The organism is Bradyrhizobium genosp. P (assembly GCF_049949265.1).
Taxonomy (GTDB): domain Bacteria; phylum Pseudomonadota; class Alphaproteobacteria; order Rhizobiales; family Xanthobacteraceae; genus Bradyrhizobium.
Genome location: NZ_CP188195.1, coordinates 5,902,596 through 5,927,476 on the forward strand (window position 1 = coordinate 5,902,596; position 24,881 = coordinate 5,927,476).

General features: G+C 61.0%; 21 protein-coding genes and 1 pseudogene. 16 read left to right on the top strand and 6 right to left on the bottom strand.

Annotated elements, in window-relative coordinates; genetic code table 11:
- The first annotated feature begins 6 nt into the window (after positions 1–6).
- From ACP2YO_RS28645 to glp, 3 genes are read left to right on the top strand one after another with little or no spacing between them, the layout of a single operon-like run.
- Positions 7–528 (top strand): arsenate reductase (azurin) small subunit, encoded by a 522-nt coding sequence (locus ACP2YO_RS28645; protein WP_426434497.1) that lies wholly within the window; start codon positions 7–9, stop codon positions 526–528.
- A 13-nt stretch (positions 529–541) separates the two neighbouring features.
- Positions 542–3,004: an arsenate reductase (azurin) large subunit gene (locus ACP2YO_RS28650; RefSeq protein ID WP_426434498.1), complete on the top strand. Its 2,463-nt coding sequence runs from the start codon at positions 542–544 to the stop codon at positions 3,002–3,004.
- A gap of 57 nt (positions 3,005–3,061) precedes the next feature.
- Entirely contained in the window at positions 3,062–4,348 is a 1,287-nt protein-coding gene (glp, locus tag ACP2YO_RS28655) for a gephyrin-like molybdotransferase Glp (RefSeq protein ID WP_426434499.1), read from the top strand.
- A gap of 45 nt (positions 4,349–4,393) precedes the next feature.
- Here the strand turns inward: glp and ACP2YO_RS28660 are convergent, their stop codons facing one another.
- Positions 4,394–5,266, bottom strand: coding sequence for a metalloregulator ArsR/SmtB family transcription factor (locus ACP2YO_RS28660; RefSeq protein WP_426434500.1), 873 nt, complete (start codon positions 5,264–5,266; stop codon positions 4,394–4,396).
- A 287-nt stretch (positions 5,267–5,553) separates the two neighbouring features.
- Entirely contained in the window at positions 5,554–6,570 is a 1,017-nt protein-coding gene (pstS, locus tag ACP2YO_RS28665; RefSeq protein ID WP_426434501.1) for a phosphate ABC transporter substrate-binding protein PstS, read from the bottom strand.
- Positions 6,571–6,730: 160 nt separating this feature from the next.
- On the opposite strand from pstS, the gene ACP2YO_RS28670 reads away from it, so the two are divergent.
- From ACP2YO_RS28670 to ACP2YO_RS28700, 7 genes are all read left to right on the top strand, one after another.
- Positions 6,731–7,264, top strand: a complete 534-nt coding sequence (locus ACP2YO_RS28670; protein WP_426434502.1) for an arsenate reductase ArsC — start codon at positions 6,731–6,733, stop codon at positions 7,262–7,264.
- Positions 7,265–7,275: 11 nt separating this feature from the next.
- Positions 7,276–8,319, top strand: coding sequence for an ArsJ-associated glyceraldehyde-3-phosphate dehydrogenase (locus ACP2YO_RS28675; protein WP_426434503.1), 1,044 nt, complete (start codon positions 7,276–7,278; stop codon positions 8,317–8,319).
- On the top strand, positions 8,316–9,581 hold the full coding sequence (gene arsJ / locus ACP2YO_RS28680; RefSeq protein ID WP_426434504.1) for an organoarsenical effux MFS transporter ArsJ: 1,266 nt from the start codon (positions 8,316–8,318) through the stop codon (positions 9,579–9,581). Before ACP2YO_RS28675 ends, arsJ begins: the two co-directional genes overlap by 4 nt.
- A 19-nt stretch (positions 9,582–9,600) precedes the next feature.
- A complete protein-coding gene (locus ACP2YO_RS28685) occupies positions 9,601–9,900 on the top strand; it encodes a hypothetical protein (RefSeq protein ID WP_426434505.1) in 300 nt (99 codons plus the stop codon).
- A 161-nt stretch (positions 9,901–10,061) separates the two neighbouring features.
- The gene (locus ACP2YO_RS28690; protein ID WP_426434506.1) at positions 10,062–10,757 is read left to right on the top strand and encodes an aquaporin; all 696 of its coding nucleotides are present in this window, start codon (positions 10,062–10,064) and stop codon (positions 10,755–10,757) included.
- On the top strand, positions 10,754–11,152 hold the full coding sequence (gene arsC / locus ACP2YO_RS28695; RefSeq protein ID WP_426434507.1) for an arsenate reductase (glutaredoxin): 399 nt from the start codon (positions 10,754–10,756) through the stop codon (positions 11,150–11,152). The genes ACP2YO_RS28690 and arsC overlap by 4 nt, the downstream gene beginning before the upstream one ends.
- Entirely contained in the window at positions 11,145–11,516 is a 372-nt protein-coding gene (locus tag ACP2YO_RS28700; RefSeq protein WP_426434508.1) for a hypothetical protein, read from the top strand. Before arsC ends, ACP2YO_RS28700 begins: the two co-directional genes overlap by 8 nt.
- Before the next feature lie 255 nt (positions 11,517–11,771).
- On the opposite strand, the gene ACP2YO_RS28705 is transcribed toward ACP2YO_RS28700, so the two are convergent.
- Both ACP2YO_RS28705 and ACP2YO_RS28710 read right to left on the bottom strand, forming a co-directional pair.
- On the bottom strand, positions 11,772–13,661 hold the full coding sequence (locus ACP2YO_RS28705; protein ID WP_426434509.1) for an AMP-binding protein: 1,890 nt from the start codon (positions 13,659–13,661) through the stop codon (positions 11,772–11,774).
- 114 nt (positions 13,662–13,775) lie between these two features.
- Complete coding sequence (locus tag ACP2YO_RS28710; RefSeq protein ID WP_426434510.1) at positions 13,776–14,579, bottom strand: SDR family NAD(P)-dependent oxidoreductase; 804 nt, start codon at positions 14,577–14,579, stop codon at positions 13,776–13,778.
- A 483-nt stretch (positions 14,580–15,062) separates the two neighbouring features.
- Between ACP2YO_RS28710 and ACP2YO_RS28715 the strand changes: the two genes are divergently transcribed.
- From ACP2YO_RS28715 to ACP2YO_RS28730, 4 genes and pseudogenes are all read left to right on the top strand, one after another.
- Complete coding sequence (locus ACP2YO_RS28715) at positions 15,063–15,839, top strand: enoyl-CoA hydratase/isomerase family protein (RefSeq protein ID WP_426434511.1); 777 nt, start codon at positions 15,063–15,065, stop codon at positions 15,837–15,839.
- 547 nt (positions 15,840–16,386) lie between these two features.
- Entirely contained in the window at positions 16,387–18,048 is a 1,662-nt protein-coding gene (locus ACP2YO_RS28720; RefSeq protein WP_426434512.1) for a GMC family oxidoreductase, read from the top strand.
- A gap of 46 nt (positions 18,049–18,094) precedes the next feature.
- Complete coding sequence (locus ACP2YO_RS28725) at positions 18,095–19,066, top strand: alpha/beta fold hydrolase (protein WP_426443335.1); 972 nt, start codon at positions 18,095–18,097, stop codon at positions 19,064–19,066.
- A 221-nt stretch (positions 19,067–19,287) separates the two neighbouring features.
- Positions 19,288–19,677 (top strand): annotated as a pseudogene (locus tag ACP2YO_RS28730) ((R)-mandelonitrile lyase); the annotation flags it as partial.
- A gap of 448 nt (positions 19,678–20,125) precedes the next feature.
- On the opposite strand, the gene ACP2YO_RS28735 reads toward ACP2YO_RS28730, so the two are convergent.
- A complete protein-coding gene (locus ACP2YO_RS28735; RefSeq protein ID WP_426434513.1) occupies positions 20,126–21,157 on the bottom strand; it encodes a helix-turn-helix domain-containing protein in 1,032 nt (343 codons plus the stop codon).
- 424 nt (positions 21,158–21,581) lie between these two features.
- On the opposite strand from ACP2YO_RS28735, the gene budA reads away from it, so the two are divergent.
- Positions 21,582–22,385, top strand: coding sequence for an acetolactate decarboxylase (budA, locus tag ACP2YO_RS28740; RefSeq protein ID WP_426434514.1), 804 nt, complete (start codon positions 21,582–21,584; stop codon positions 22,383–22,385).
- Positions 22,386–22,593: 208 nt separating this feature from the next.
- Here the strand turns inward: budA and ACP2YO_RS28745 are convergent, their stop codons facing one another.
- The gene (locus ACP2YO_RS28745) at positions 22,594–23,676 is read right to left on the bottom strand and encodes an amidohydrolase family protein (RefSeq protein ID WP_426434515.1); all 1,083 of its coding nucleotides are present in this window, start codon (positions 23,674–23,676) and stop codon (positions 22,594–22,596) included.
- A gap of 438 nt (positions 23,677–24,114) precedes the next feature.
- Between ACP2YO_RS28745 and ACP2YO_RS28750 the strand changes: the two genes are divergently transcribed.
- The gene (locus ACP2YO_RS28750; protein WP_426434516.1) at positions 24,115–24,609 is read left to right on the top strand and encodes a DUF3455 domain-containing protein; all 495 of its coding nucleotides are present in this window, start codon (positions 24,115–24,117) and stop codon (positions 24,607–24,609) included.
- Positions 24,610–24,881: the final 272 nt, after the last annotated feature.

Genomic DNA, 24,881 nt, shown 5'->3' on the forward strand with positions numbered 1-24,881 from the left:
ACCGAAATGAAAAGATGCGACAATCTTGTCGACGTTGGCCGTCGACATTTCCTCAGCGGCGCCGGCGCCATGACGGCCGCCGCAGCCGCAGTAACGGTGCTTCCGGCGGAAGCGAAGGCAGACAACACAGCCGCACTGGTGAAGTATCCCTCAAATCGCCTGGCGAACCTCAAGGACCTCAAGACCAACGAGCCGTTCCAGGTCAGCTATCCGGATGGGGATGCGCCGGGGGTGTTGATCAAACTGGGGCAAAAGGTCCCCGGCGGCGCGGGTCCCGACGGCGACATCGTCGGCTTCACAACGACCTGCCCGCACAAGGGCTTTCCCCTCAGCTATCACGCAGCCGACAAGACGATGAATTGTCCGGGCCACTATTCCCGCTTCGATTGCGAGAATGGAGGTCAGCAGGTGTGGGGACAAGCCACACAAAATCTTCCGCAGTACGTGCTCCGGATCGACGACAAGGGCGACGTCTACGCCGAAGGCGTGGACGAGCTTCTGTATGGCCGCCTGTCCAACGTCCTCTGAGGGAGATCACACCATGTCCTACAAGCGCCAGATCGGCCGCCTGCCCATCGTTCCTGCGGACGCCAAGGAACATAACGTCGTCTGCCACTACTGCATCGTTGGTTGCGGCTACAAGGCCTATACCTGGGATACGCGATACGAAGGCGGCCCCGCACCCGCCAACAACAAATTCGGCGTGGACCTTTCGAAGCAGCAGGAGGCCGAGACTGCGGCCTGGTACGCACCTTCGATGTACAACATCGTCAAACAGGACGGCCGCGACGTCCACATCGTGATCAAGCCGGACAAGGATTGCGTGGTGAATTCCGGCCTCGGATCGCCGCGCGGGGCCCGCATCGCGGAAATGAGCTACTCGCGCCAGCGCAATACGCAATTGCAGCGATTGACCGATCCGCTTGTGTGGCGTTACGGCCAGCTTCAGCCGACAAGTTGGGACGATGCGCTGGATCTCGTGGCGCGAGTGACCGCTGGCGTTATCGCCGACCAGGGCGAGGACGGATTGTTCGTGTCGGCGTTCGATCACGGCGGTGCAGGTGGCGGATATGAAAACACCTGGGGTACTGGAAAGCTCTATTTCGGCGCCATGAAGATCAAGAACATCCGAATCCACAACCGCCCGGCCTACAACTCCGAAGTCCACGGCACGCGCGACATGGGCGTGGGCGAGCTCAACAACTGCTACGAAGATGCCGAGCTTGCCGACACCATCGTCGCGGTCGGCACCAACGCGCTCGAGACGCAGACCAACTACTTCCTGAACCACTGGATCCCGAACCTGCGCGGCACCTCGATCGACAAGAAGAAAAAGGAGTTTGGGAACGAGGCGGTGGAGCGCGGCCGCATCGTGATCGTGGATCCGCGACGCACGGTCACCGTCAACGCCTGCGAAGTCGAAGCGGGCAAGGAGAACGTGCTTCACCTCGCGATCAATTCGGGCTCCGACCTGATGCTGTTTAACGCCTGGCTGACCTATGCCGCAGACAAGGGCTGGGTCGACAAGCCGTTCATCGCGGCTTCGACCAAGGATTTCGACAAGGCGGTCGCCGCCAACAAGGTTTCGGTCGCGGACGCAGCCAAAACCACCGGTCTCAGCGAGGCCGACATCGTCAAGGCCATCACATGGATCGCCGAGCCGAAGGCCGGCGGCGCCCGCCGCAGGACGATGTTCTCCTACGAAAAGGGCCTGATCTGGGGCAACGATAACTACCGGACCAACCAGTCTCTGGTGAATCTGGCGCTCGCGACCGGCAACATCGGCCGGCCCGGCGGCGGCTGCGTGCGGATGGGAGGTCATCAGGAAGGATACTCCCGCCCATCGGATGCGCACGTCGGAAAGCCCGCCGCCTACGTTGACCAACTGCTGATCGGCGGCAAGGGCGGCGTTCATCACATCTGGGCGTGCGACCACTACAAGACCACGCTCAACGCGATGGAATTCAAGCAGGTCTATAAGAAGCGGACGGACATCGTGAAGGATGCGATGAACGCCGTCGCCTATGGGGATCGACCCGCAATGGTGAAAGCCATTGTCGATGCCATCAAGAAAGGCGGCCTGTTCGCGGTGGACGTGGACATCGTGCCGACCAAGATCGGTCAAGCATGTCACGTCATCCTGCCAGCAGCTACGTCGGGAGAGATGAACCTGACATCAATGAACGGCGAACGGCGCATGCGGCTGACGGAGCGCTATATGGACCCTCCCGGCAACGCCATGCCGGACTGCCTGATCGCGGCGCGCATCGCCAACAACATGGAACGGGTATTCCGCGAAATGGGAAAGGCTGATATCGCCGACAAGTTCAAGGGCTTCGATTGGAAGACCGAAGAAGACGCCTTCATGGACGGCTATCACGGTCATGAAAAGGGTGGCGAGTTCGTCACCTATGAACGCCTGAAGGCTATGGGAACAAATGGCTTCCAGGAACCCGCAAGCAGCTACGCCGACGGCAAGATTGTCGGGACGAAGCGTCTCTTTGCCGACGGCAAGTTCAACAAGCCGGACGGGAAAGCCGTCTTTGCCGAAACGAAATGGCGCGGCCTTCAGGCGGCGGGCAAGCAGGCCGAGAAGGACAAGTTCGCGTTCCTAATCAACAACGGACGCGCCAACATGGTCTGGCAGAGTGCGTATCTCGACGTCGACAACGAACTCGTCATGGACCGGTGGCCCTACCCGTTCATTGAAATGAATCCGCAGGACATGTCGGATCTGAAGCTCAAGAACGGCGATCTGGTCGAAATCTACAACGACAACGGTTCAACCCAGGCCATGGCTTACCCGACGCCGTCGGCGAAGCGCAAGCAGGCTTTCATGCTGTTCGCGTTCCCGACCGGCGTGCAGGGCAATGTCGTTTCAAAAGGGGTGAACGAGTTGATTATCCCCAACTACAAGCAGACCTGGGGTAACATCCGCAAAATCTCGGATGCACCGGAAGGGGTCCGTCACTTGACGTTCAAGTCGAAGGAATACTCGACCTGACGCCCCCCGGGGAGCGCATACGCGCTCCCCGGCCCTCTTGATCGGCGGAATCTTTCAATGAATGTTCGACCGGATCTCGCGACGGCGCGCGCCTTCGACGACTGCCTCGCCCACGCTACACTTATGTCTCCAACCGTCGCGCGCGGCGTCGTGCTCGACGGCGTCGGCGAAATAGCCGGCACTGAAACGACACTTCTAACCGGACTGCTCGGGAGGGTCGCGGCGACGGACATCCTTTCCGAGGTCGCGCTACCCCGCTTCGACAACTCCGCTGTCGACGGCTTCGCTCTGCACGCAGATGATCTCCGCCGGCCATCGCCGCTAACCCTCAAGATCGTCGGGAAGACCGCTGCGGGACATACGATGGCTGGCACCCTCCGGCCGGGCAACACGGTCAGGATACTGACCGGCGCCCGGGTCCCGGATGGCGCTGCGGCCATCGTGCTGGAAGAGCGCAGCACACGACATTTGGCCGGTGTGACCTTCCACTTCCTGCCTGATTACGGTGCAAACATCCGCGGGCGTGGCGAGGACGTGTCGACCGGTACGATCGTCGTGGCGAAGGGAACAGTCTTCGACGGAAGGCACATTGCCATTCTTGCTGCGTCCGGCAACGCTCGGGCCTGTACAAAGCGCAAGCTCCGGGTTGGAGTTCTCTCAACCGGAGATGAATTGATCGAAGCCGGCAACGAAGTCGGCCCCAACTCGATCGTCGACACCAACGGACCAATGCTTCGCTCGCTTCTCACGTCCGAGGCCATCGCCGTTTCTGACCTCGGCATCGTACCGGATGAGCGGGAGGCCGTCGCCAGAACGATGCTCGACGCCGCGTCCCACCTGGACCTATTGATTACCTCCGGGGGTGTGGCCGGCAGCGACGCCGATCATGTCGCCGGAGCTATCATCGATGCCGGAGGGCGATGTGAAACCCTAAAGCTTGCGCTACGCCCTGGAAAACCAATCGGCAGAGGCTCCGTGGGTAGGATGCAGGTGCTTGCCCTCCCCGGCAACCCGGTTGCTGCACTGGTCAACTTCCTACTCTTCGGACGCCCCCTCATCCGGAGAATGTTGGGGGCTACTGAAGTTTCGACAATGCAATATTCCGCGCGAACTGCGGAGAGCTTTGTTCATAAGGTCGGGCGCACCGAATTTGTACTGGCGAAAGTGGATGGTTTTGGTCCCGATGGGATCGTTCGCATCGGAAAGCTTGGTCGTGGCGGCTCTGCTCGACTGTTACCACTGGTAAACGCCGACGGCTTTGCCGAAATCGGTGCCGAACTAGGAAACGTCGCCGAGAACAGTCTGGTGAACTATCACCCTTTTTCGATGCCTCTCGCACTTTAGACAACCTGGAAGTGTCAATCCTCGATAGCGCGGGTTGAAGTTCGGCTATGCAGCCTGTGGCGCCGACAAGGTTGCCTCCGTCGCGCCCTCCATCCGGCCAATGGAGGCGAGCTCCCGCTTGAGACTGGCGAGATCCAGCTTTTCGACCGGAAGGTTCACGAGCGCCGTCAACCGGGCGGTTAGCCGCCGATAAGTGGCAAGAAAGGCGGCGCGCTGAACGTCTTTGGTGCCCTTTACGACTGCGGGGTCCGGAATTCCCCAGTGCGCCTGCAAAGGGTGCCCCGGCCAAAACGGGCATTCCTCGCCCGCTGCGGCGTCGCAGACGGTGACGACGAAATCCATTACGGTCGCGCGCTTACCTGCGAACTCATTCCAGCTTTTCGAACGCAGGTGCCCCGTTTCGTAGCCAAGACTGTCAAGAAGCTCGACGGCTAGGCGATGCGGTCGCTCCTGCGGACGGCTCCCCGCCGAGTAGGCACGGAAGCGGCCGGCCCCCTCACGGTTCAGAATCGACTCTGCGATGATGGAGCGAGCCGAATTGCCCGAACACAGCACCAGCACGTTGTAGCCCTTGGAACTCTCCGCCGCGGGACGTCGTTGCGGGAATGCTTCGTCGTCGCCCGAGGACTGCATCTCGCCGAGCATGACGTCGAACAGGCTTCCGATCTTACCGGACTTCGCCGCGTAGATAATCGACCGGCCTTCGCGCCGGCTTGTGAGAAGACCCGCCCGCTCAAGTTGGGAAAGGTGCGTCGACATCGTGTTGTGGGGCACGGCGAGGAGGCGGGCCACATCGCCGGCCGGCAGGCCATAGGGAAGATAGCGCGCTAACAGCCTGAACGCCTCAAGCCGCGTCGGCTGAGCCAGGCTGGCGAACATCTCCACGGCGTCGTCGGTCGTAAACAGATCTGGCTTCATATCGATGGGTCGCTTTCCCGGGGAATAACGCATCCGTCGAAGATAGTGGACGCGTTGAATCCTGCAACAGACATAAAGGAGCGGCATGCCACGGGCTGTCTCCACCCGGGCTCGGATTACGCAGGCCCAATATACCGTATCGCCAATAAAGAAGCCGCTGGACGCAGCCAACGTCAGGGGCTTAATCGCTCACTGACGAAGAGCGTCGCGGCGAAACCGCGCAAGTGCCCTCTCACCCGTGCGAGTGACGCGAAGTCGATCCGGCCGGGCATGCTGGCATTTCTGCATTAAGCCCCGAAATCGCTCTTCCAGTATCTTTCAATCTTCTCGATCAAGGAGACCGGCAGTGGCACGTAATTGAGCGCGCCCGCGTCAGCCTGCCCGTTCTCCAGGGACCATCTGAAGAAGTCGAGCGCGATCTTCGCGCGGCCGTGGTCCTTCGGTTGTTTCGGCATCAGGACAAACGACGTCGCCGTGATCGGATACGCGTTTTCGCCGGGAGCGTCGGTCATGATCCGATAGAAGTCCTGGGTGTTTTCCCACGCGGCGCTCGCTGCGGCGGCCTGGAAGGTCTCGGCTCCCGGCTGGACGAAGCGTCCCGCATGATTCTGAACCAAGCCATAAGCTAGTTTGTTCTTGATCGCGTAGGCATATTCTACGTAGCTGACGGAGTTCTTGGCCAGGACCACGTATGCGGCGACGCCTTCGTTGCCCTTGCCGCCCACTCCCGTGGGCCATTCGACCGCCACTCCCTCCCCCACTTTTTCCTTCCACTCGGGACTGACCTTGGAAAGGTAGTTCGCGAAGTTGAAGGTGGTGCCCGAACCGTCGGTGCGATGAACGACGGTGATCGGCGCATCCGGCAGCGCGAGATCGGGATTCAGCCTCTTGAGGGCGGGATCATCCCAATTCTTGATCTTGCCCAGGAAAATATCCGCGAGGACACTTCCGGTGAACCGCAGCCGACCAGGGCCAATCCCCTCGATGTTCACCACCGGTACGACACCGCCGATGACCAGCGGGAATTGACCGAGGCCGGCTTTAACCAGTTGATCCGGCCGCAGCGGCATATCGGAGGCGCCGAAATCGACCGCACCTGCCTTCACCTGCTGCAATCCAGCTCCGGAACCGTTCGATTGGTAATTGACCTTATCGCCCGTCTTGGCCTGGTACTCCGTCGCCCACTTCGAAAGTATCGGAAAAACGAACGTTGACCCGGAGCCATTGGTCTCGCCCGCGTGCAGCGGCGAGGTCATCGCCATGACCAGCCCCACCATCGCGGGAACCCAAATTCGCTTGCCCATTGGCCGTCTCCGCCGTATATGTCTGTATGTCTCGACATATAGGATCAGATTGACGCGAACGTGACAAGAGCTTTGTGGAACGCTGATCTGGGACCGCCGCGACACGGGCAGAAGAGGAAGCCCGAGAATTGTGGTCACCTGCCGATGGAGAAGACGGAAAATGGCCGACACGTTCGCTCCCGATGTCGTGACACCAGCGTTCAACGTGCTCTTTCTCTGCACGCAAAATTCCGCTCGCTCGATCATGGCGGAAGCCATCCTCGAGCAGATCGGGAAGGGAAAATTCCACGCATACTCCGCGGGCTCCGAACCGGCTCGGGCGCCACTTCCGGAGGTTCTGGATCGTCTTCGCAAACTAGGACACGATGTGGGCCGTCTCCGCTGCAAGTCCCTGGACGAATTCACGCGCCCGCAGGCGCCCAGAATGGATTTCATCATTGCGCTCTGTGACACGCCGCAGGGACAGTTCTGTCCCGACGTCGACAGCCGTTTCGTTACGGGTGCATGGCCGCTTCCCGATCCCGCCAAGTTCACGGGCTCGGCGCCGGAAAAAACCACTCTGCTCAACGAACTCTACGCGATGATCCGTCGGCGAATCGAGATCTTCACCAGCCTTCCGTTTGCCTCGCTCGACAGGATGGCCCTCAAAGCCCGTCTCGACGAGATCGGCGGTAGCAACCGCCTCTCCCCCTAGAAGGAACAACAATGAAAGTCGGAATCAACGGCATGGGCCGTATCGGGCGGCTGGCCCTCCGCGCAGCATTCGGTGGCATGCACCGGCCCGAAGGCGATCCCCGCAGGTCCAATCGACTTGATGTCATCCACGTCAATGAACTCAAGGGCGGTATTGACGCGACGGCGCACCTCATCGAGTTCGACAGCATCCATGGCCGATGGCACGAAAAGATCGGCGTGAATGACGGCACCATGATTGGAATCGGCTCTCACCAGATCGGTTTCAGCGAAGCGGCCGACCCGTCCGAGGTGCCTTGGGGGGATCTGGGCTGCGATGTGGTCCTCGAATGTACCGGCAAATTCGTCAAGTCGGACCGGCTGCAGTCTTACTTCGATCGCGGCGTCAAACGCGTCATCGTCGCAGCACCAGTCAAAGACGAGGGTGCGCTGAACATCGTCGTCGGCGTCAACGACAAGCTCTACGATCCGGAGCGCCACAAACTCTTGACCGCGGCGTCCTGCACCACGAACTGTCTTGCGCCAGTGGTCAAGGTGATCCATGAAGCCATCGGAATCCGCCACGGCCTGATTACGACGATCCACAATCCCACCAACACCAACGTCGTCGTTGACGCGCCGCACAAAGACCTCCGGCGGGCTCGCTCGGCGATGCTGTCCATGCAGCCCACGACGACCGGAAGTGCGACTGCGATCTCGCTCATCTATCCGGAACTGAAGGGCAAGCTGAACGGTCATGCCGTCCGCGTGCCCGTACTCAACGCCAGCCTTACCGACTGTGTCTTCGAAGTCGCGCGGGAGACGACCGCGCCCGAAGTCAACAAGCTGTTCGAGGGCGCGGAGAAGACCATGCTCGCGGGAATCCTGGGGATCGAACATCGGCCCCTGGTCTCGGTCGATTACGCGAACGATACGCGTAGTTCGATCGTCGACGCACAAAGCACGATGGTGACCGACGGCACGCTGCTTAAAGTCTACGCGTGGTACGACAACGAGGTCGGTTATGCGTGCCGAATGGTCGATCTCGCCAACATCGTCTGGAGGGCGGGCCTATGACATCGACAGCCAGAAACTATTTGATCGTAACGGCCTCTTACTGGGGCTTCACGCTCGTCGACGGCGCGCTGCGGATGCTCGTCCTCTTCCACTTCTTCCGGCTTGGATACACCCCCTTCACGCTGGCCTTCCTCTTTCTGCTGTACGAGGCGGCCGGGGTCGCCGCAAACCTCGCGGGCGGCTATTTCGCGTCGCGCTTCGGGATTCCGCGCATGCTCGCGATCGGACAGATACTCCAGATCGGCGGCCTGTTGATGCTGTCGGCGCTCGATCCGAGATGGGGTGTCGTGGCGTCCGTGACATGGGTCGTGATCGCTCAGGGCATCGCGGGAGTAGCCAAGGACCTGACGAAGACCGCCTCGAAGTCGGCGATCAAGGCAACGTCCGCCGACGGAAACAGTCAGTTGTTCCGCTGGGTCGCCTGGTTCACGGGTTCGAAGAACGCGATGAAGGGAGTGGGATTTTTCGTCGGCGGCCTGCTGCTACAGCTCGTCGGATTCAGATACGCCCTCTGGCTGATGGCCGCGCTGCTCGGCATCGTATTCGTCGCGGGGCTGGTGCTGCTTCCACGAAATCTCGGAAAGGCGAAATCCTCCAAGACCATTCGGGAGCTCTTCGCTAAGACCCGCAGCATCAATCTCCTCGCCGCTGCGCGGGTTTTCATGTTCGGCGCGCGCGACGTCTGGTTCGTAGTAGGACTACCCGTGTTTCTCTACGGCCGTGGCTGGCACTTCATGGAGGTCGCGGGCTTTCTCGCGGCGTGGACCATCGCCTACGGCGGCATTCAGGCGATAGCGCCCACGATGGTCCGCCGAAGCACCGACGGGCTAAGCCGGGAGATCCCGGCCGCTCATCTTTGGGCTGCCATTCTCGCGGCGGTGCCCATTGTGCTCGCGATAGCGATGCAACTTTTCTCGGTGTCTCGTCCGGATCTGATGTTGATGGTGGGGCTTGCGCTGTTCGGTCTGCCGTTCGCCGTCAACTCGTCCCTCCATTCCTACCTGATCCTTGCTTATGCCGGATCAGAAAAAGCGGCCGAAGACGTCGGCTTCTATTACGCTGCGAACGCCGCGGGGCGCCTCCTTGGGATCACGCTTTCCGGCGTTCTATATCAGCTTGCAGGCATCGAGGGTTGCCTCGCGGGCTCGGCGGCGATGCTTCTCCTCTGTTGGGCCATCACCTATGCCCTGCCCCTCACCGCGGGCTCAACTGCTCCGGCCGAGAACGTACCGGCGGTGGATGCGTCGAGATCACACGCCTAAACGAGCAAGGAATGGATCAATGCTTTGGACGACCACCAGCCTTTGCATCCAGATCGTTGCTGGATTCGCCGGTGCTCACATCGCGGCCGCGGTCGTCCACGACCACGCCTTCGGATTTTGGGGACACACGATCGTCGGCTTAGTTGCCGGCGTCGTGGGAGGGTACTTCCTGCAGACATACGCGGTCACGGTGGTAACGGGAAGCGGGAGCCTCAACGAGGTCAGGCCTGCGGATGTCTACGTCCTGCAAGCCGTGACTGGCGCGGCGTTGGGCGGCATTTGCATGATGGCCGTCGGTATGGTCTATGCGCGCCGGTGAATCCCTTCGTCGCGGCGTCGCCTCTTTCGGAAGGATCGGTTCTGCGGCGACTTAGCAAGCCAAATCATGCTGTCCAGCAAGGGAAGTGCTGATGCCTGCCCTCTTTTGCGATATTGTTCTTACCAGCAACGGCGATTGGGCTTTTGCATCGGGTATGTCTCATGTCTTTTGATCTAAGCCGAAGGCTTGCAGCCGAATTTCTCGGGACGCTGCTGCTCGTTGCAACCGTCGTCGGCTCCGGCATCATGGCCGAGAGTCTGACAAAGGACGTCGCCCTGGCCCTATTGGGTAACACGCTGCCGACCGGAGCGATACTCGTCGTGCTGATCACGTTGTTCGGCCCGATATCGGGTGCGCACTTCAATCCGGCCGTCTCTGCCGTATTCGCGCTGCGCGGCGAGCTGCCGGTGCGGGAAGCGGCACTTTACGCAGGAGTGCAGGTCGTCGGTGGAATTGCCGGTACGCTGGTCGCGCACGGCATGTTTGCGTTGCCGTTGATCGACATGTCGCTGAAGGCACGCACCGGCGGCGCCCAGTGGTTCTCCGAAGGGGTCGCAACGTTCGGTCTTCTCGTCACGATCCTCGCTGGCGTGCGATTTGCGAAGCCATCCGTTCCGTGGCTGGTCGGCCTGTATATCACCGCGGCATACTGGTTCACCGCATCGACGTCGTTCGCCAATCCCGCGGTGGCGATCGCGCGTTCGCTGACGAACACGTTCTCCGGAATCCGGCCGGCCGACCTGCCGGGCTTCATCTTCGCCCAGTTCGTTGGAGCTATCTTGGGTCTCTTCGTGACCTCTTGGCTGCTGCGTCCGGATCCCGCCGCTTTCCCGATCTCAGAGGAGGCAAAGCTTTGAGCGTTACGATCTACCACAATCCCGACTGCGGCACCTCGCGCAACACGCTTGCCATGATCCGGCAGAGCGGCGAGGAGCCGACCGTCATCGAATACCTGAAGACACCACCGACCCGTGAACGCCTGAAAGAACTGATCGCCGCAATGCGAATTCCGGTGCGTGCGCTTTTGCGCAAGAAAGGCACACCCTACGCGGAATTGGGCCTCGGCGATTCGACTTTGACCGACGACGCCCTCCTCGATGCGATGATGGCGCATCCGATCCTGATCAACCGTCCGATCGTCGTGTCGCCGAAGGGCGTGCGGCTTTGCCGGCCGTCGGAGACGGTGTTGGACCTGTTGCCGGCCCGCATCGGCCGCTTCGTCAAAGAAGACGGCGAAGTGGTCGATGGTTGAAGAGGCCCTCCCAAACGTTGATCCGGCTGCTTTTTCCGCGCCGAACTCTTCCCTATTGAGGGCGGCGCCGTCGCTATACAAGCCTCGCATCCTGTTGCTGTACGGATCGCTGCGCCAGCGCTCCTTCAGCCGCTTTATGACGCAAGAAGCGGCGCGGCTTCTGGAAGCCTTCGGCGAGTTCGATGATTCCGGCCGCATGAAGCCGTCTCCCTACTACGACCGCGTCGTCGACGTCATGGAAGAATTGATGAAGTTCACGTTGCTGACGCGCGATGTCTCAGCCTATCTGACGGACCGTTACAGTGAGCGCAAAGAGGATGCCGAAAAGCTGTCCGAACGTTTGCGCCTGTCGCAGGCCGATTAGGGTTGCGCCCTTGGTTTGTCGCACCCGCCGCCACCATTCCTATTCGAGGGTGCTGCCCATCGGCAGCCGATCCGAATATTTCAGATCCACCATTGCCCTCGGCAAACGGCGTGCATGCTGCTTTCGGATCGTCCATCTTCTTTGGTTCTTCCCACGTATGATAGAACGCAGCCCCGACATACGGCTTAAACCCGCCCTCGAATTGGGCTGCAACCGCGCCACGCATGAGCATGAGCGTGACATGGGGAACGTGGGTCACGCAGCCCCGGAATTCGCTGTTATCGACGCTCGTGGACGGGGATGAAGGCGAATGATGTGCGGCGAATATCCTTTGCCGTAAAGCGCAGCCAAAACCGCCGCGCGGTTCTTCAGAACCGCGCGTTGATTGATGTATGCCTTGTCAGTGATTTCACCCGCCGCTAATGACGGTGGCTCGGTCTGGACGGCAACGGCCGATATCCGCTCGCTCGTTCCCGCAGCAAGGTTATGTTCGTTCAAGACATGACGGATGTATCCTGCAACGCCGGAGTCCGCGACGAGGCTTTCGACGCTCGCATCAGCTATCGAACTGGCGGCGTGCGCTCTCGCACGGTCCGGATTGAGCCAAACCAGTGCGACGAGCGTATCGTGGCCCTCACCGGCAATGACCAGGTCCTGCAACACGCCGCCCATCCGGTTCAGGATGGCTGCGCGAAGGTTGCCCGCGAGCACCCATGTGCCGTTGGCAATCTTGAAGTTCTCGGAGAGCCGACCTGAAAATCTCAAGCCGCGGGATGGATCGGCGGGATCGATGAAAGTGACGGTATCGCCCGTCCGGTAGAAACCCTCCTCGTCGAACGCTGCTGCTGACAGTTCCGGCATTCCGAGATAGCCGGGCATGACGTTCGGCCCGCGCACGCGGACCTCCAAGGCGTCCATCGCCGGAACCAGTTTAAGTTCGACACCCGGCGCCGGCAGACCGACCTCGCCGGGACCTTCGCACGGACGATAGGAGATGCATATGGTCGGCGCAGTTTCCGTGCTGCCGTAGCCGGACATGATCGGAATGCGTTCGCCTCTGGCTTCGACCGCAAGCTCTTGAAGTTTCATCATCACGGGCGCCGAAATCGCCGCGCCGGCGAACACCATTCGCTCGAGACGATGAAAGAACATGCGTTTCAGAACGGGATCCTTGCTAAGGGCCACGCACAGCAGCGCGTAACCGGCCGGCACACTATGATAAGAGGTAGGGCCGATGTCCTGTAAATTGGAAACCGTCCGGTGAAACGCGTCGGGGGTCGGGCTCCCGTCATCAATGTAGAGTGATCCACCGTCCTTCAGGATTCCGTTGAGATTGACGTTGCAACCCAGGGTGTGATGCCATGGCAGCCAATCCAACCGGACCGGCGGACGCGAGGCTGGCATCACCTGAGCAATCATCTGCAGCGAACTCGACATCATCCGATGAGTGTTGATCACGCCTTTTGGAGATCCGGTCGATCCCGACGTGAACAGGATTCTTCCGACTGTATCCGGTCGGAGCGCAGCGAATGCCGCATCGAATGCGCGATCCGGCGTTGCATCGAAAAGCTCCGCCAGCGGAGTGACATCAGCGACCGGCTCGAACGTCACCCATTCGGCCTGCCCAAAGCTGGAAACGCCGCGGGCCCGCAAATAGGGATCGGCCTTCTGCGCGAAGACGAACTTCGGCTTGAGAACCTTGGCGATCTCCTCGATACGGCCAAGGCCACCGGGCAGAAGACTGTACCTCGGAGAAATCGGCGCCACTTGCAGACCGACCGACATTGCACCGAACTGCATGACTGCGTTCTCGATGGAATTTCCAGACAGGATGGCCAGCGTATCGCCAGGCAACCCGCCGCGATTCAGCAACGCCTGCCCCACCGATCGCACTCGAGACCAAAATTCCAGATAAGTGATCGGTTGCCACGCGTGACCGTCGTTTCGTTGTGCGAGAAAACAGCGGTTCGGCGATACCGCCGCCCAGTGCGGGAGAAAAGAGCAAATTGTCCCGCTTGTCTCCCCGAGTTTGATCCTGGATTTCAGCACCAACGTGCCGCCTTCCCTCGTTGTCAGTTCGACATCGGTCGACGGCGCAGGCATCGAACAATATGGCACTTTGGCGAGATAATCGGCGGAGGTCATCACGAACGTTCTCCTTTTTTGCAAACCAACTCGCGAAGCGTTGTACTGCGATGGCGGCATACCGCGGACGGTCCCGCGTCAGACCCCGATCTCCGCGGGGTGGAGTGCCGGCGGCTAATGCGAAGCCTCAGTTAAGCGCGCGGCCGGTTCGGCGTGGGACAAGTTTGGCAGCAGTGCCTGCAGCCCTGCCTCGTAAGTGCTCCAGTGCGCCACGTTCGGCAGCGATGGCAGCGTGGCGAACTCGCCTTGGTCGAGGCCGACAAGTGCCGCGTCGACCAAGGCCGTGGCCGGCATCACCACCTCGCCGGGCATTTGCTTGAGTGGCGTGTCAGTCGTCACCCAGAGGTCCGTTGCCGTGATGCCCGGCAGCACGACCTGGACGCGCACACCGCTCTCCGCCAGCTCATGTTTCAGCGACCGGCTAAAGGCCAGGACAAACGCCTTGGAAGCACCGTAGACGCCGTTGAAGATCCACGGGGCCAGCGCGACGGCCGAGGCGATATTGATGATCGTGCCGCGACCACGCTCGACGAAGCCGGGGGCGGCCGCGTAAGTGAGGCGGGTCAGAGCATCGACGTTCAGCGCAATCACCTCGATCATTCTGTCGACGTCGGCCTGCAGAAGGGAAGCAGTCGAAGCGACGCCGGCGTTGTTGACGAGGGTGGTGATCCGCTTGTCGGTCCGCAGCACGGCCTCGACCTTTGCGAGATCCTTGCGCTTGATCAGATCGGCGGCGATCACCTCGACCTTGCGGCCGGTCTCGCCGGTGATCTTGTCAGCCAGCCTCCGCAGACGGTCGAACCTGCGCGCCACCAGAATGAGGTCATAGCCGCGCTTGGCCAAGCGGTCGGCGTAGATGGCGCCGATGCCCGACGAAGCGCCGGTGATCAGCGCGAAACCTTTGATTGCTTGGCTCATCGTGATTCCTGATCTTTGCTTCAGCATTGGTGAATGTGGACGATCGGAGATCGGCCGTCATGAGCCCCAGACGCACTTTTACTGGCACTGGCGCGCACTGTTGCCGGCCAAGCGTTGAGCGGAGCCTGATCTGGTTTTGCCTGTGGCATTTGGAACCAGCGCGGAGCCGACCGTGGTGAGAACCGGCTTCTGCTTCGGCTTCCCCGCGCCGATCACTGGGTGGTCTGAGACAACTCCGATCTTGCAGCAAAGTGGCCGCGACTCGGTAAGCGAACAAACTCCGGCGGGCGCCGCTGCATTACTTAATTGCTCCGCGACGTGGGATCGTAAGATCAAGTCAGCAAGCGAGACCAGACAGGTCGGGAAATCGGTCAACAGGCCGCAAGCGATCCAACTCCGATCAGCAAAGCCGGATCCGACTCCGGTCAACGCGCGGGCGGCGAACAGTGCGCGCCAGTACGGCTGAACGTGCGTCATAGGCTGATGACGGCCAAACTCCGATTGCCCACATTAACCGACGATGAAGGCGAGATCAGGAGACAGAGAGATGAGCCAAGACACCAAGAAGGCCCAGTCATGTTGAACACTCGCCGGCAGGGACAAGTTGCCATTCTCACCATCGATCGTTCGAACCGGCGCAATGCGCTAGGGAGCGAATTGATCCATGCGCTTGCAACGGCACTCGTCGAGCTACAGGACGATTCAGGTGCTGCCGCGATCGTCATATCGGGGACCGCCCCGGGCTTTTGCGCCGGTAGCGACCTCAAAGAACTCGCGGCCATGACGGTCCCGCAAATGTGCCATTACGAGGCCGAGACCGCGCGGATCGCGCGCTTGATCGGCTTCATTGAAAAGCCGGTTGTCGCCGCGGTGAGTGGCTTCGCGCTGGGCGGAGGCATCGGTCTTGCCGCCGCATGCGACCTGATCGTGACGCACGCCGAATGCCGCTGGCATATGCCGGAGGTACCCAGCGGCTGGTTGCCGCCGTGGGGGCTAGAAGCGATTAGCCAGCGCATGGGCCCGGTTGCAGCGCACGCGGCATCGACGTCAGGCGCGATATTCTCGAAAGAATGGAGCTCTCTCCGGCAAGGATGCTCGACCCGATGCCTTTCATGCGGGATGAGCTATTCGTCCAAGGAAGAGTTCGCCGCTCTCCACCGCTATCCGAGGATGTTCAAGCCGAGGATGTTCAAGCGCTTCTCGACTACTACCACATCCGATGATTGGCATCACCTCGCCGTGCATGTGGAAAAACGGTAGAGGCGATGGTGTAACAGAGCTGCGATTTCGCCCGCACGTCGCAATTGAACCACGAAGAGTGGACCGCTTTGCTCCGGTCCACGTGTGGAGGCGACCACCGAGTGGTCAAACCCGACACTCTTGTTGGTTAGATGCACCGACTCCGCGCTTATGGGATCGCGGCAGCCCGCATCATTCATGACGGCTTTGCAGATCCGAATTTCGGCCCCACGAGATTGCCGCCGAAACTGGCATCTCGCTGCGCTATCTTCAGACGCTCTTCACAGCGCGCGGTTTGACCTGCACTGATTCTTTCGCAACTACACTCATTTCGCACGAGAATTTCGGCATCGGTTCGGTCACGCCCCAGGCGCGCATTCAAGAGGACTGGTCGCTGTGGCGATCGAGCGGTGCGTGCCAGTACCGGTGAAAGTGCGTCATAGGCTGATGACGGCCAAACTCCGATTGCCCACATTAACCGACGATGAAGGCAGATCAGTTCTGGAGACCATTGGCACGCCAATCGTGCACCTGCCCCCGCGAACGAGAACCTGTGGAGTGATTGAGCATGGATACCAAAGACGAGACGTTCGGCGAGTTTGATTACATCGTGATCGGCGCGGGAAGCGCGGGTTGCGTCATCTCGAACCGGCTGAGCGCCGACGCTCGCAACAGGGTGCTTTTGCTCGAGGCCGGCGGCAACGACGACTACATCTGGATCCATATCCCGGTTGGCTATTTGTACACCATGGGCGATCCCCGGATGGATTGGTGCTTCACGACCGAAGTGGAAGCCCACGCTGGGAACAAGCCAATGCATTATCCGCGCGGTCGTGTGCTGGGCGGCTCCTCGTCAATCAACGGCATGATCTACAATCGAGGCGAGCGCGCCGACTACGACGGCTGGCGTCAGGCGGGGAACGTCGGCTGGGCCTGGGACGACGTCCTGCCCTATTTCATCAAGTCCGAGGATTATTTCGCCGGACCCGATGAGTTTCACGGCGCTGGCGGTGAGCTGCGTGTCGAGGAACAACGGCTTCACTGGGACCTACTGGAGGCTTTCCGCGACGCCGCCGCCCAGTACGGAATCCCAAAAGTTGACGACCCCAACCGCGGCGACATCACCGGCTCCTGCTATTTTTTGGTGACCCAGAAGCACGGCTGGCGGTGGAGCGCGGCGAGCGCCTTTTTGCGCCCAGTTCTCCATCGTCCGAACCTGCGACTGCAAACTCATGCTCTCGTGCGCCGCGTCGTGATCCATAACGGCCGCGCCGTTGGTGTCGAGTTCGAGACCAATGGACAGAGCTACATCGCCTGGGCCCGCGGCGAGGTCGTGCTGTCTGGCGGCGCGGTGGGATCGCCAGCGATCCTGGAGTGGTCCGGCATCGGGAATGGCAAGCGCCTGAACGCTCTTGGGATCGAGACAGTCCGACACCTGCCGGGCGTCGGCGAGAATCTCCAGGACCACCTTCAGATCCGCTGCGCCTACAAGGTCGTGGGCGCCGAGACGCTGAACACCGAAGCCAGCTCCCTCTGGGGCAAAGCCAGGATCGGTCTGGAGTACGTGCTCAGTCGTTCCGGGCCCATGTCCATGGCGCCCAGCCAGCTTGGCATCTATGCCAAGTCGGATCCGCGCTTCGCCACGCCCAACCTTCAATACTTCGTTCAGCCACTCAGCCTCGCTGCGTTCGGCGGCGATCTCGACCCATTCCCGGCCTTCACCGCGAGCGTCGCCAACGTCCGTCCGGACAGCCGAGGCACCGTTCACGTCCGCTCCTCTGACCCAACGGAGGCGCCTGTCATCCACCCGAACTTTCTCTCCACGGAGAGTGACCGGATCGTGGCGGTCGAGTCCGTTCGCCTCACCCGTCGGATCGTTGAGAAGCCCGCCATGGCGCGCTTTAGCCCAACCGAGTTCCGTCCGGGGCCGGCGATCCAGCGAGACGACGATATCGTACGGGCGGCCGGCGACATCTCCCACACCGCCTTTCACCCCGTCGGCACGGCTGCGATGGGCCAAGGCCTGAACGCGGTCGTCGACCACGAGCTGCGGGTCCGTGGCGTGGACCGCCTGCGCGTCGCGGATGCGTCGATCATGCCGGCCATCACAAGCGGCAATACGAACGCGCCGTGCATCATGATCGGCGAAAAGGCTGCCGCCATGATCCTGGAGGCCGCCCAACGGGCGACACCCCGATCCGCAATCCGCCAGCCCGTAACGGCGGACTGAGCACCACCAGGCGAATGTCCAACCAAAAAGGAGAACGACAATGGAGATCACACATCGGAAGGTCGAGGCGAACGGCATCCGCATCCATCTGGCGGAGATGGGCGAAGGGCCGCTGGTGGTCCTCTGCCACGGGTTTCCGGAATCCTGGTACTCCTGGCGGTCGCAGCTGAGGGCGTTGGCAGACGCCGGCTATCATGCGGTCGCGCCGGACATGCGCGGCTACGGAGAGACCGACCGCCCCGAGGAGATCGAGAAATACACGCTCTTTCATCTGGTCGGCGATATGGTCGGCGCTATCGACGCGCTGGGCGCCGGTCAGGCCGCCATCGTCGGCCATGACTGGGGCGCCACGGTCGCCTGGCACGCCGCCCTTTTTCGGCCGGACCGCTTTCGCGGAGTCGTGGGCCTCAGCGTGCCGTTTCGGCCGCGCGGGCCGGCGCGGCCCACCAGCGCCATGCCGCAGACCGAGACGTCGCTCTTCTACCAGCTCTATTTCCAGCAACCGGGCGTCGCGGAGGCGGAGCTCGAGCCCGACCCGCGCGCCGCCCACCGCCGCGGGCTCTTTTCCCTCTCGGGCGACGCGCTGCGGCCGGAGAACACGTCCGGCCCCGATTCGATGGCCATGGTTCCGAGAACCGGCGGCTTCCTCACACGAATGGTCGATCCGGACCGCCTGCCGGCCTGGCTGACCGAGGCGGACATCGACTTCTATGCCCGCGAACTCGCGCGCACGGGCTTCCGCGGCGGCCTCAACTGGTATCGCAACATCGACCGCAACTGGGAGCTGATGGCGCCCTTCGCCGGATTGCGCGTGACAGTCCCCGCGCTCTATGTCGCAGGCGACCGCGACCTCGTGGTCAATTTTCCCGGCGCGCAGCAGCTCATCGCCAACCTGAAAACTTTCGTCCCAAATCTCCGCGAAACGATCATGCTGCCAGGCTGCGGCCACTGGACACAGCAGGAGCGCCCGGCCGAGGTCAATGAGGCGATCATCCGATTCCTGCGCGAGTTGGGGTGAAAGGGCCTTCACACGAGCCGCGCGGGCGTAACAGCGGATTGAGCACCAGCAGGAGGACAGAACGGTGGCCCTCCTTCGCTTCGATATTCTCGAGGGCCACGGTGATCAGGAGGTCGCCGCACTGCCCGACGCCACCCATCGTGTAATGGTGGGGGCTTCCACGCGGTTCAGCGCGACCGTCAACAGAATGGTCGAATGTTCAACCAAAGAGGAGAACAATAATGGAGATAAGGCAAAGCGGTTCGCAGCCTTCCCGCAAAGGGTCGGCCGACTGGTTCACCGGAACAGTGCGCATGGATCCGCTGTTCAGCCGACCCGCTCCAGCCCGCGTGACTGGTGTCCTGGTTACCTTCGAGCCTGGCGCACGCACGGCGTGGCACACGCATCCGCTCGGTCAGACCTTGATCGTCATGTCCGGCCGCGGCTCGGTTCAGCGTGATGGCGGTGCAATTGAGGAGATCCGACCAGGTGATGTGATCTGGTTCGCGCCCGGCGAGAAGCACTGGCATGGGGCCACGCCAGCCACGGCCATGAGCCATATCGCCATCCAAGAACAGCTCAACGGCTCGTACGCCGACTGGATGGAACACGTAACCGACGCTCAATACCGGCAAGGGGCGCAGGCCCAAACGCAGAAGCCGGCGGTCGGGAGCGATCAGGTGTACTGGGTGCTCACGCTCGCCGTCGATCAGATGGACAAGTTCAAGGCGCTGATTCGGAAGTTTGTGGCTGCGACAGACAAGGAGACGGGCGCGGTGCAGTACGAATACAATATCGGCGACGATCAGAAGACGGTCGATATCTACGAACGCTACATCGATTCAAAGGCGGCCATGTACCACGTGGAAAAAACGTTCAGGCCGTTATCGAAGGAGTTCCTCGCTTTGGCCAAGCCCACTCGCTGGGTGATCTATGGCACGCCGTCGAACGAATTAAAGCAGGCGATCGCGGCCTTCCACCCAATCTACATGACACCGTTCGACGGGTTCATCAGGTAACGGGATCGGCTTTGGATCACACCTGGGGAGCTTGCGAATACGCCGTGGGCCTGGCCTAGGTCTACGGCGACGTGCGGCCGGCGCCGGCGCGCGCTATCCGGGTCCCGCTGGCACAGCTTCCTCCCAGGTGGGCGCCCGGTGTGTAACCGAACCGATCCCGGAATCTTCTTGCGAAATGGGTGTAGTCGCGAAAGCCGCAGGCGTACGCAATTTCGCTGAGACGCTGACCTGTGGCGTGTGACGTCCGGCGTGCCAGCAGGCCCGCGGCGTGGTCCAAACGAATGGAATAGATCAATTCGCTGCATGTGCAGCCGCGCGCCGTCAGCAGCTTCTGGACGTAGCGCAGCGAAATCCCCGTTTCGGCCGCCACTTGTGCAGGACCGAAGTCCGGATCCGCACAGCGATGGTTTATGACGCGGCGGATGCGGGCGAACAGTCGATCCGCATGACGAGAGACGGGCCCCGGATTGGACGGCGCAAACAGGGCGCCAAGGAGGTCGTAGAGGGCGAGCCGCATGTGCGGACAGGGCGGTGCGGCTGTGGATTCTTCGGCTCCGACACCGTCGAGAACGAGCTGACGGAGGGCCCGCGCGGCCACGGTTCCGCCGCACGCACTTAAGCAAGTCTGCGGCTCGAATCCGAAATGGGAAATCAGCGACTGCCGCGGCAGATAAATGGAAAGCCACCGCGAGCCGCTTTCAAACAAGCGCATCGAGAGCCGCGCCCCGTCCATGAGTGCAACATCTCCCGCTCCGATTTGCACAGTGTGCTCGTTCTGTGTCAGCGCGCACTGGCCAGCGACCTGAAATACTGCACCGTACCAATCCGTGTTAGCGAGAACATCGCGGCGCCGGCGCGCGAATCCGTTGATGGTGCCGGCATGATCCACCGCCGCCGCAAGCCCCCATTGGACCTTGAATGCGGCTGCCGCGATCCCGTAAACGCTTCGTGGACATATCCAACCGGCAAAAGCATGACGGTCGCTGACGTGGTACTCGCCTCCGCTCGTCGCGCGGACCAAAACCGTCCACTCATCGAGGTTCAATTGCGGACTGCCGACGAAATTACAACTTTGTTCCACGATCCGCTCCATTCGCAGAAACTTCAGAAACCCGGCGGCGTGGCTTTAACTAAATGCCCCGCGCATGAGTTGCAGTACCAATACGAAAATGTGTTCCGGAATTGATGTAGGTCAAGGAACAAAGACTATCGCGGGGGCACCCATCTGAACCTGTTCGAGCGGAACAATGCGCATTCCTCGCGAAAGGTTATGACCTGGGCCGGCGACATGAGCCAGCCGGCGCTTTGCTGCCCGGCGAGGTACGGCCGGCCTCACTCTGAGGACATGGTCGCGCCAGCACCGGAACAGTGCGCGCTCGCACCCGGTGAAAGTGCGCCTTGGGCTCACCACGTCCGACCTCTGTCGATCTAAAAATCGCTTGCGAGATCGAGCCGCGGCGTAATGGCGGGAGAGTGACTCGAGGTATCGCGGCGGACTAGCGATAGGAGCAGGCATTATGATGGACGTGGTCACGTCAATAAGACTGAGCTTTCCAACGGCCCTTTTGATCGCTTGGCCTACGCTGGCGCTCGTCACGTTCGCCGTTGGTGCTTCGCCCGCGCGAGCTGGGGAAGCATACCAGGTCGCCACTATCTCCAGCCTGCTCGCTGGCGGCTATGATGGCAACACCACCGTCGATGAGATGCTGCGCCATGGCGACTTTGGATTGGGCACCTTCAATGGGGTGGACGGCGAGATGATGGTGCTCGATGGTCGGGTCTACCGCGGGACGACCGACGGTCGCGCCCATTTGGTCGCGAGGTCGGAGCAGACCCCGTTTGCCGTCGTAGTTGATTTTCACCCGCAAGCATCTATGCCGATTGCCGCCGGACAATCGCTGCAGCAACTGCAAGCTGCACTTGATGCGCTGCCTTACAGCCTTTCGCGGGTCCTTGCAGTTCGCATCGACGGTCAATTCCAATCTGTTCAGATACGCAGCGAGCCAAAGCAAATACCACCCTATCGTCCGCTGGCAGAGGTGATTAAGGAAAAGCAGGTCGTTAATACACTCACGGAAGTGGGCGGCACCCTGATCGGCTTTCGGTTTCCGGCGGCGGCAAGCTCCGTCAACGTGGCGGGCTGGCATTTCCATTTTCTGACCTCCGACAAGGCCTGGGGCGGTCACGTCTTGACGCTCACCACCGGCGCGGGCCGGGCCTTGGTCCAGGAAATTTCCGACCTACGAATCCGTTTCCCGGCGCAGGCTCCTGGCTCGAGCGCCAGCGCGGAAGCCGTCAAGGCGGTGGAGCAACCGCGCTGAATATCTGAATATGTCGCTCGAGCGCAACTCATCAACGCGCCGGCGATGGCGACGCTGACCAGGCTCACGCCCGCTCTCAAAATCATCTACGGGACCAACGGCTGGGAGCGATGTCTGATGGAGAATGGTTATGTTGTCTAAAACGATGATCGCGTTGTTGACCGTAGTGGGGCAGGCCGCAGAAGAACGTAGCGACCTCCCCTTGCCTCTAGCTTCGAAGTCGCGGAAGGAGTCGTTTGGCATTGCCGCTGCCGATGGAGTCCAATTCGGCGGATGACAGATCTGCTTCTTCCAAAGCCTTGAACTGACCCAGGCCGAAATAAGGATAGTCGGTACCATAGGTGATTTGAGACGCCGGCACGAGCTTGGTCAGAGCCGCCATCGTTGGTGCGCTGGTGGCATTGGCGGTATCGTAATTGAGCCGCCGCAGTTCACCGAAGATCCCTTCGGGTGCGAACTCTTTCACATTCGGGCGCTGTCCATAGAAGGCGTCGAGTCGACCTGCCATCATCGGAATTGTGCCGCCGGCGTGCGAGAATAGCCACCGGATTCCGCGCCAGCGTGCAAGACCGCCAGAGAGGAGCAAGCTGGTGACGCAGCGCGTCGTGTCATGAGGAACTTCAATGACCGCAGGAAACGTGCCGACGCTGAGGGTACCGCAACAATTGGCAACAAGCGGATGCACGTAGACGACGGCGCCGCGCCGATTGAGTTCATCGAACACCGGTTTGTATTTGCTGTCGCCCAGCCACCTGTCCCCGTAGTTCGACTGAAGACCGATACCGTCCGCCTTCAATGTGTCGAGCGCATATTCGATCTCCTTGAGCGTTAGATCGATGTCGATCATCGACAGCGTCGCGAACAGGCCAAAACGGCTGGGCTTCTCGCGCATCCAGTCGGCGGCATAGTGATTGCAGTCGTGGGCCATTCGGCTGGCGCGCTCGGCATCGAGATCGAACCAGACGCCAGGGGTCGATGCGATCGACAACACCGCGGTTCGGATGCCCGCCTCGTCCATTGCTTCGATTGCCTTGCTTTTGGACCAGGCAACCTGAGAGGGGAAGTGCGGAACTCCGTGTGCATCTTCCCATTCGAGCCACGCCTTCTGGTAGGTCGGTGGAAAGAAGTGGTGATGGGTGTCGATCAGCGTTGCGATCGGCGCAGCTGCTGACGGCGTCGCTGGCAAAGCGGCAGTCAAGCCAAGCGCTGCGGCACCGCCGATGAAGCCCCGCCGCGACAAATAACAGCACGAACAGGTACCAGACCGGAGACTGGCGAATGCGTTGGTCATGTAGCCTCCTAGGGCACCGCTCTGCACATATTGATTAGGTACGAGCCGCGATCTCACGTGACTCCATCATCGAAACGCCGGCAACGGACGCGGATGAGCGCGTCGGCGTCGTAGGGTTGGCCAAGGTCGAGAACGCCTTCAGACCCGGCTGTCTCCATTTCGCCATTAGCGCTTTATGGAAGTGGCGTGTTGCGAAACTATTGCTGTCCGGTCCTATTGAGTTACGCCTGCAATATGCGCGGCCGTCGAGTTTCCGATGTAACGGAATCCATCGGTGCCGACATGTCTCTGCAATCTGCAGAGACGAAACTGACGTGCATCTATTCACGAGCCTTGATGGGCAATGCGATGCTGACCCAACCGACGGCAATTCTCCCGCAAGTCAGTGCTCGCGGCGGCGCACGGGATCGAACGGCTTGCATTTGCAAAGGATAACCCATGTTCGCCCGCTTCCTATTCAGCTTTGCTGGTCTTTCGCTTTCTGCGGTTTCCGCGTTAGCTCAGGACATTCCGGCCAAACTTGTGCCTCCCCAGCCGAGACATTTGGTCGGCGAGTACATCGCGAAAGGTGTTCAGATATACGTCTGCACCGTCAAGGGGAGCGCAAGCGAATGGGAATTCAAGGCCCCCGAGGCCGAGCTCATCGACGCGCAGGGCGAACTGTTCGCTAGGCACTATGCTGGCCCAACCTGGGAGGCTCGCGACGGCTCCAAGGTCGTCGGCAAGATTTTGGCGAGCGGGCCGGCTCCGAACGCGAGCGCAATCCCCTGGCTGCTCTTGTCGGCAAACTCCTCGGGATCGGGCGTACTTGCCGGCACGCGTTTCATCCAACGTTTCGATACGTCTGGCGGAGTCGGCCCGACCGGTGCGTGTTTGACGGCAGGAACAGAGCGCCGTACCGAGTACAGCGCTCACTACATCTTCTACAAGTGATTGACCGGGCACCGAAAGGTGTCGACGACCTTGAAGGCCAGGATTTGACCCGGTTGGTTGGGGCCTTCTGCGGTAGGCAACGCCCATCAGGAACGTCCTCAATCTCACAAACAGATGTGATCGGCTGTCCCACCCGATCTCCAGAAGTGTGATGGACATCCTGTGGGTTTGGCGCGCAATCGACACCACCTCTTCAACGGTCGGCGTCGGCCAACTGCTAACTCCCAATCAAGACCGGACACATTGCTACGATCGACGCCGACATCGTCGTA

Excerpts from the sequence above, each read along its gene's own strand:
- ACP2YO_RS28645 (WP_426434497.1), top strand. The coding sequence starts at position 7 with ATGAAAAGATGCGACAATCTTGTCGACGTTGGCCGTCGACATTTCCTC.
- ACP2YO_RS28650 (WP_426434498.1), top strand. The coding sequence starts at position 542 with ATGTCCTACAAGCGCCAGATCGGCCGCCTGCCCATCGTTCCTGCGGAC.
- glp (WP_426434499.1), top strand. The coding sequence starts at position 3,062 with ATGAATGTTCGACCGGATCTCGCGACGGCGCGCGCCTTCGACGACTGC.
- ACP2YO_RS28660 (WP_426434500.1), bottom strand. The coding sequence starts at position 5,266 with ATGAAGCCAGATCTGTTTACGACCGACGACGCCGTGGAGATGTTCGCC.
- pstS (WP_426434501.1), bottom strand. The coding sequence starts at position 6,570 with ATGGGCAAGCGAATTTGGGTTCCCGCGATGGTGGGGCTGGTCATGGCG.
- ACP2YO_RS28670 (WP_426434502.1), top strand. The coding sequence starts at position 6,731 with ATGGCCGACACGTTCGCTCCCGATGTCGTGACACCAGCGTTCAACGTG.
- ACP2YO_RS28675 (WP_426434503.1), top strand. The coding sequence starts at position 7,276 with ATGAAAGTCGGAATCAACGGCATGGGCCGTATCGGGCGGCTGGCCCTC.
- arsJ (WP_426434504.1), top strand. The coding sequence starts at position 8,316 with ATGACATCGACAGCCAGAAACTATTTGATCGTAACGGCCTCTTACTGG.
- ACP2YO_RS28685 (WP_426434505.1), top strand. The coding sequence starts at position 9,601 with ATGCTTTGGACGACCACCAGCCTTTGCATCCAGATCGTTGCTGGATTC.
- ACP2YO_RS28690 (WP_426434506.1), top strand. The coding sequence starts at position 10,062 with ATGTCTTTTGATCTAAGCCGAAGGCTTGCAGCCGAATTTCTCGGGACG.
- ACP2YO_RS28700 (WP_426434508.1), top strand. The coding sequence starts at position 11,145 with ATGGTTGAAGAGGCCCTCCCAAACGTTGATCCGGCTGCTTTTTCCGCG.
- ACP2YO_RS28705 (WP_426434509.1), bottom strand. The coding sequence starts at position 13,661 with ATGACCTCCGCCGATTATCTCGCCAAAGTGCCATATTGTTCGATGCCT.
- ACP2YO_RS28710 (WP_426434510.1), bottom strand. The coding sequence starts at position 14,579 with ATGAGCCAAGCAATCAAAGGTTTCGCGCTGATCACCGGCGCTTCGTCG.
- ACP2YO_RS28715 (WP_426434511.1), top strand. The coding sequence starts at position 15,063 with ATGACGGCCAAACTCCGATTGCCCACATTAACCGACGATGAAGGCGAG.
- ACP2YO_RS28720 (WP_426434512.1), top strand. The coding sequence starts at position 16,387 with ATGGATACCAAAGACGAGACGTTCGGCGAGTTTGATTACATCGTGATC.
- ACP2YO_RS28735 (WP_426434513.1), bottom strand. The coding sequence starts at position 21,157 with ATGGAGCGGATCGTGGAACAAAGTTGTAATTTCGTCGGCAGTCCGCAA.
- budA (WP_426434514.1), top strand. The coding sequence starts at position 21,582 with ATGATGGACGTGGTCACGTCAATAAGACTGAGCTTTCCAACGGCCCTT.
- ACP2YO_RS28745 (WP_426434515.1), bottom strand. The coding sequence starts at position 23,676 with ATGACCAACGCATTCGCCAGTCTCCGGTCTGGTACCTGTTCGTGCTGT.
- ACP2YO_RS28750 (WP_426434516.1), top strand. The coding sequence starts at position 24,115 with ATGTTCGCCCGCTTCCTATTCAGCTTTGCTGGTCTTTCGCTTTCTGCG.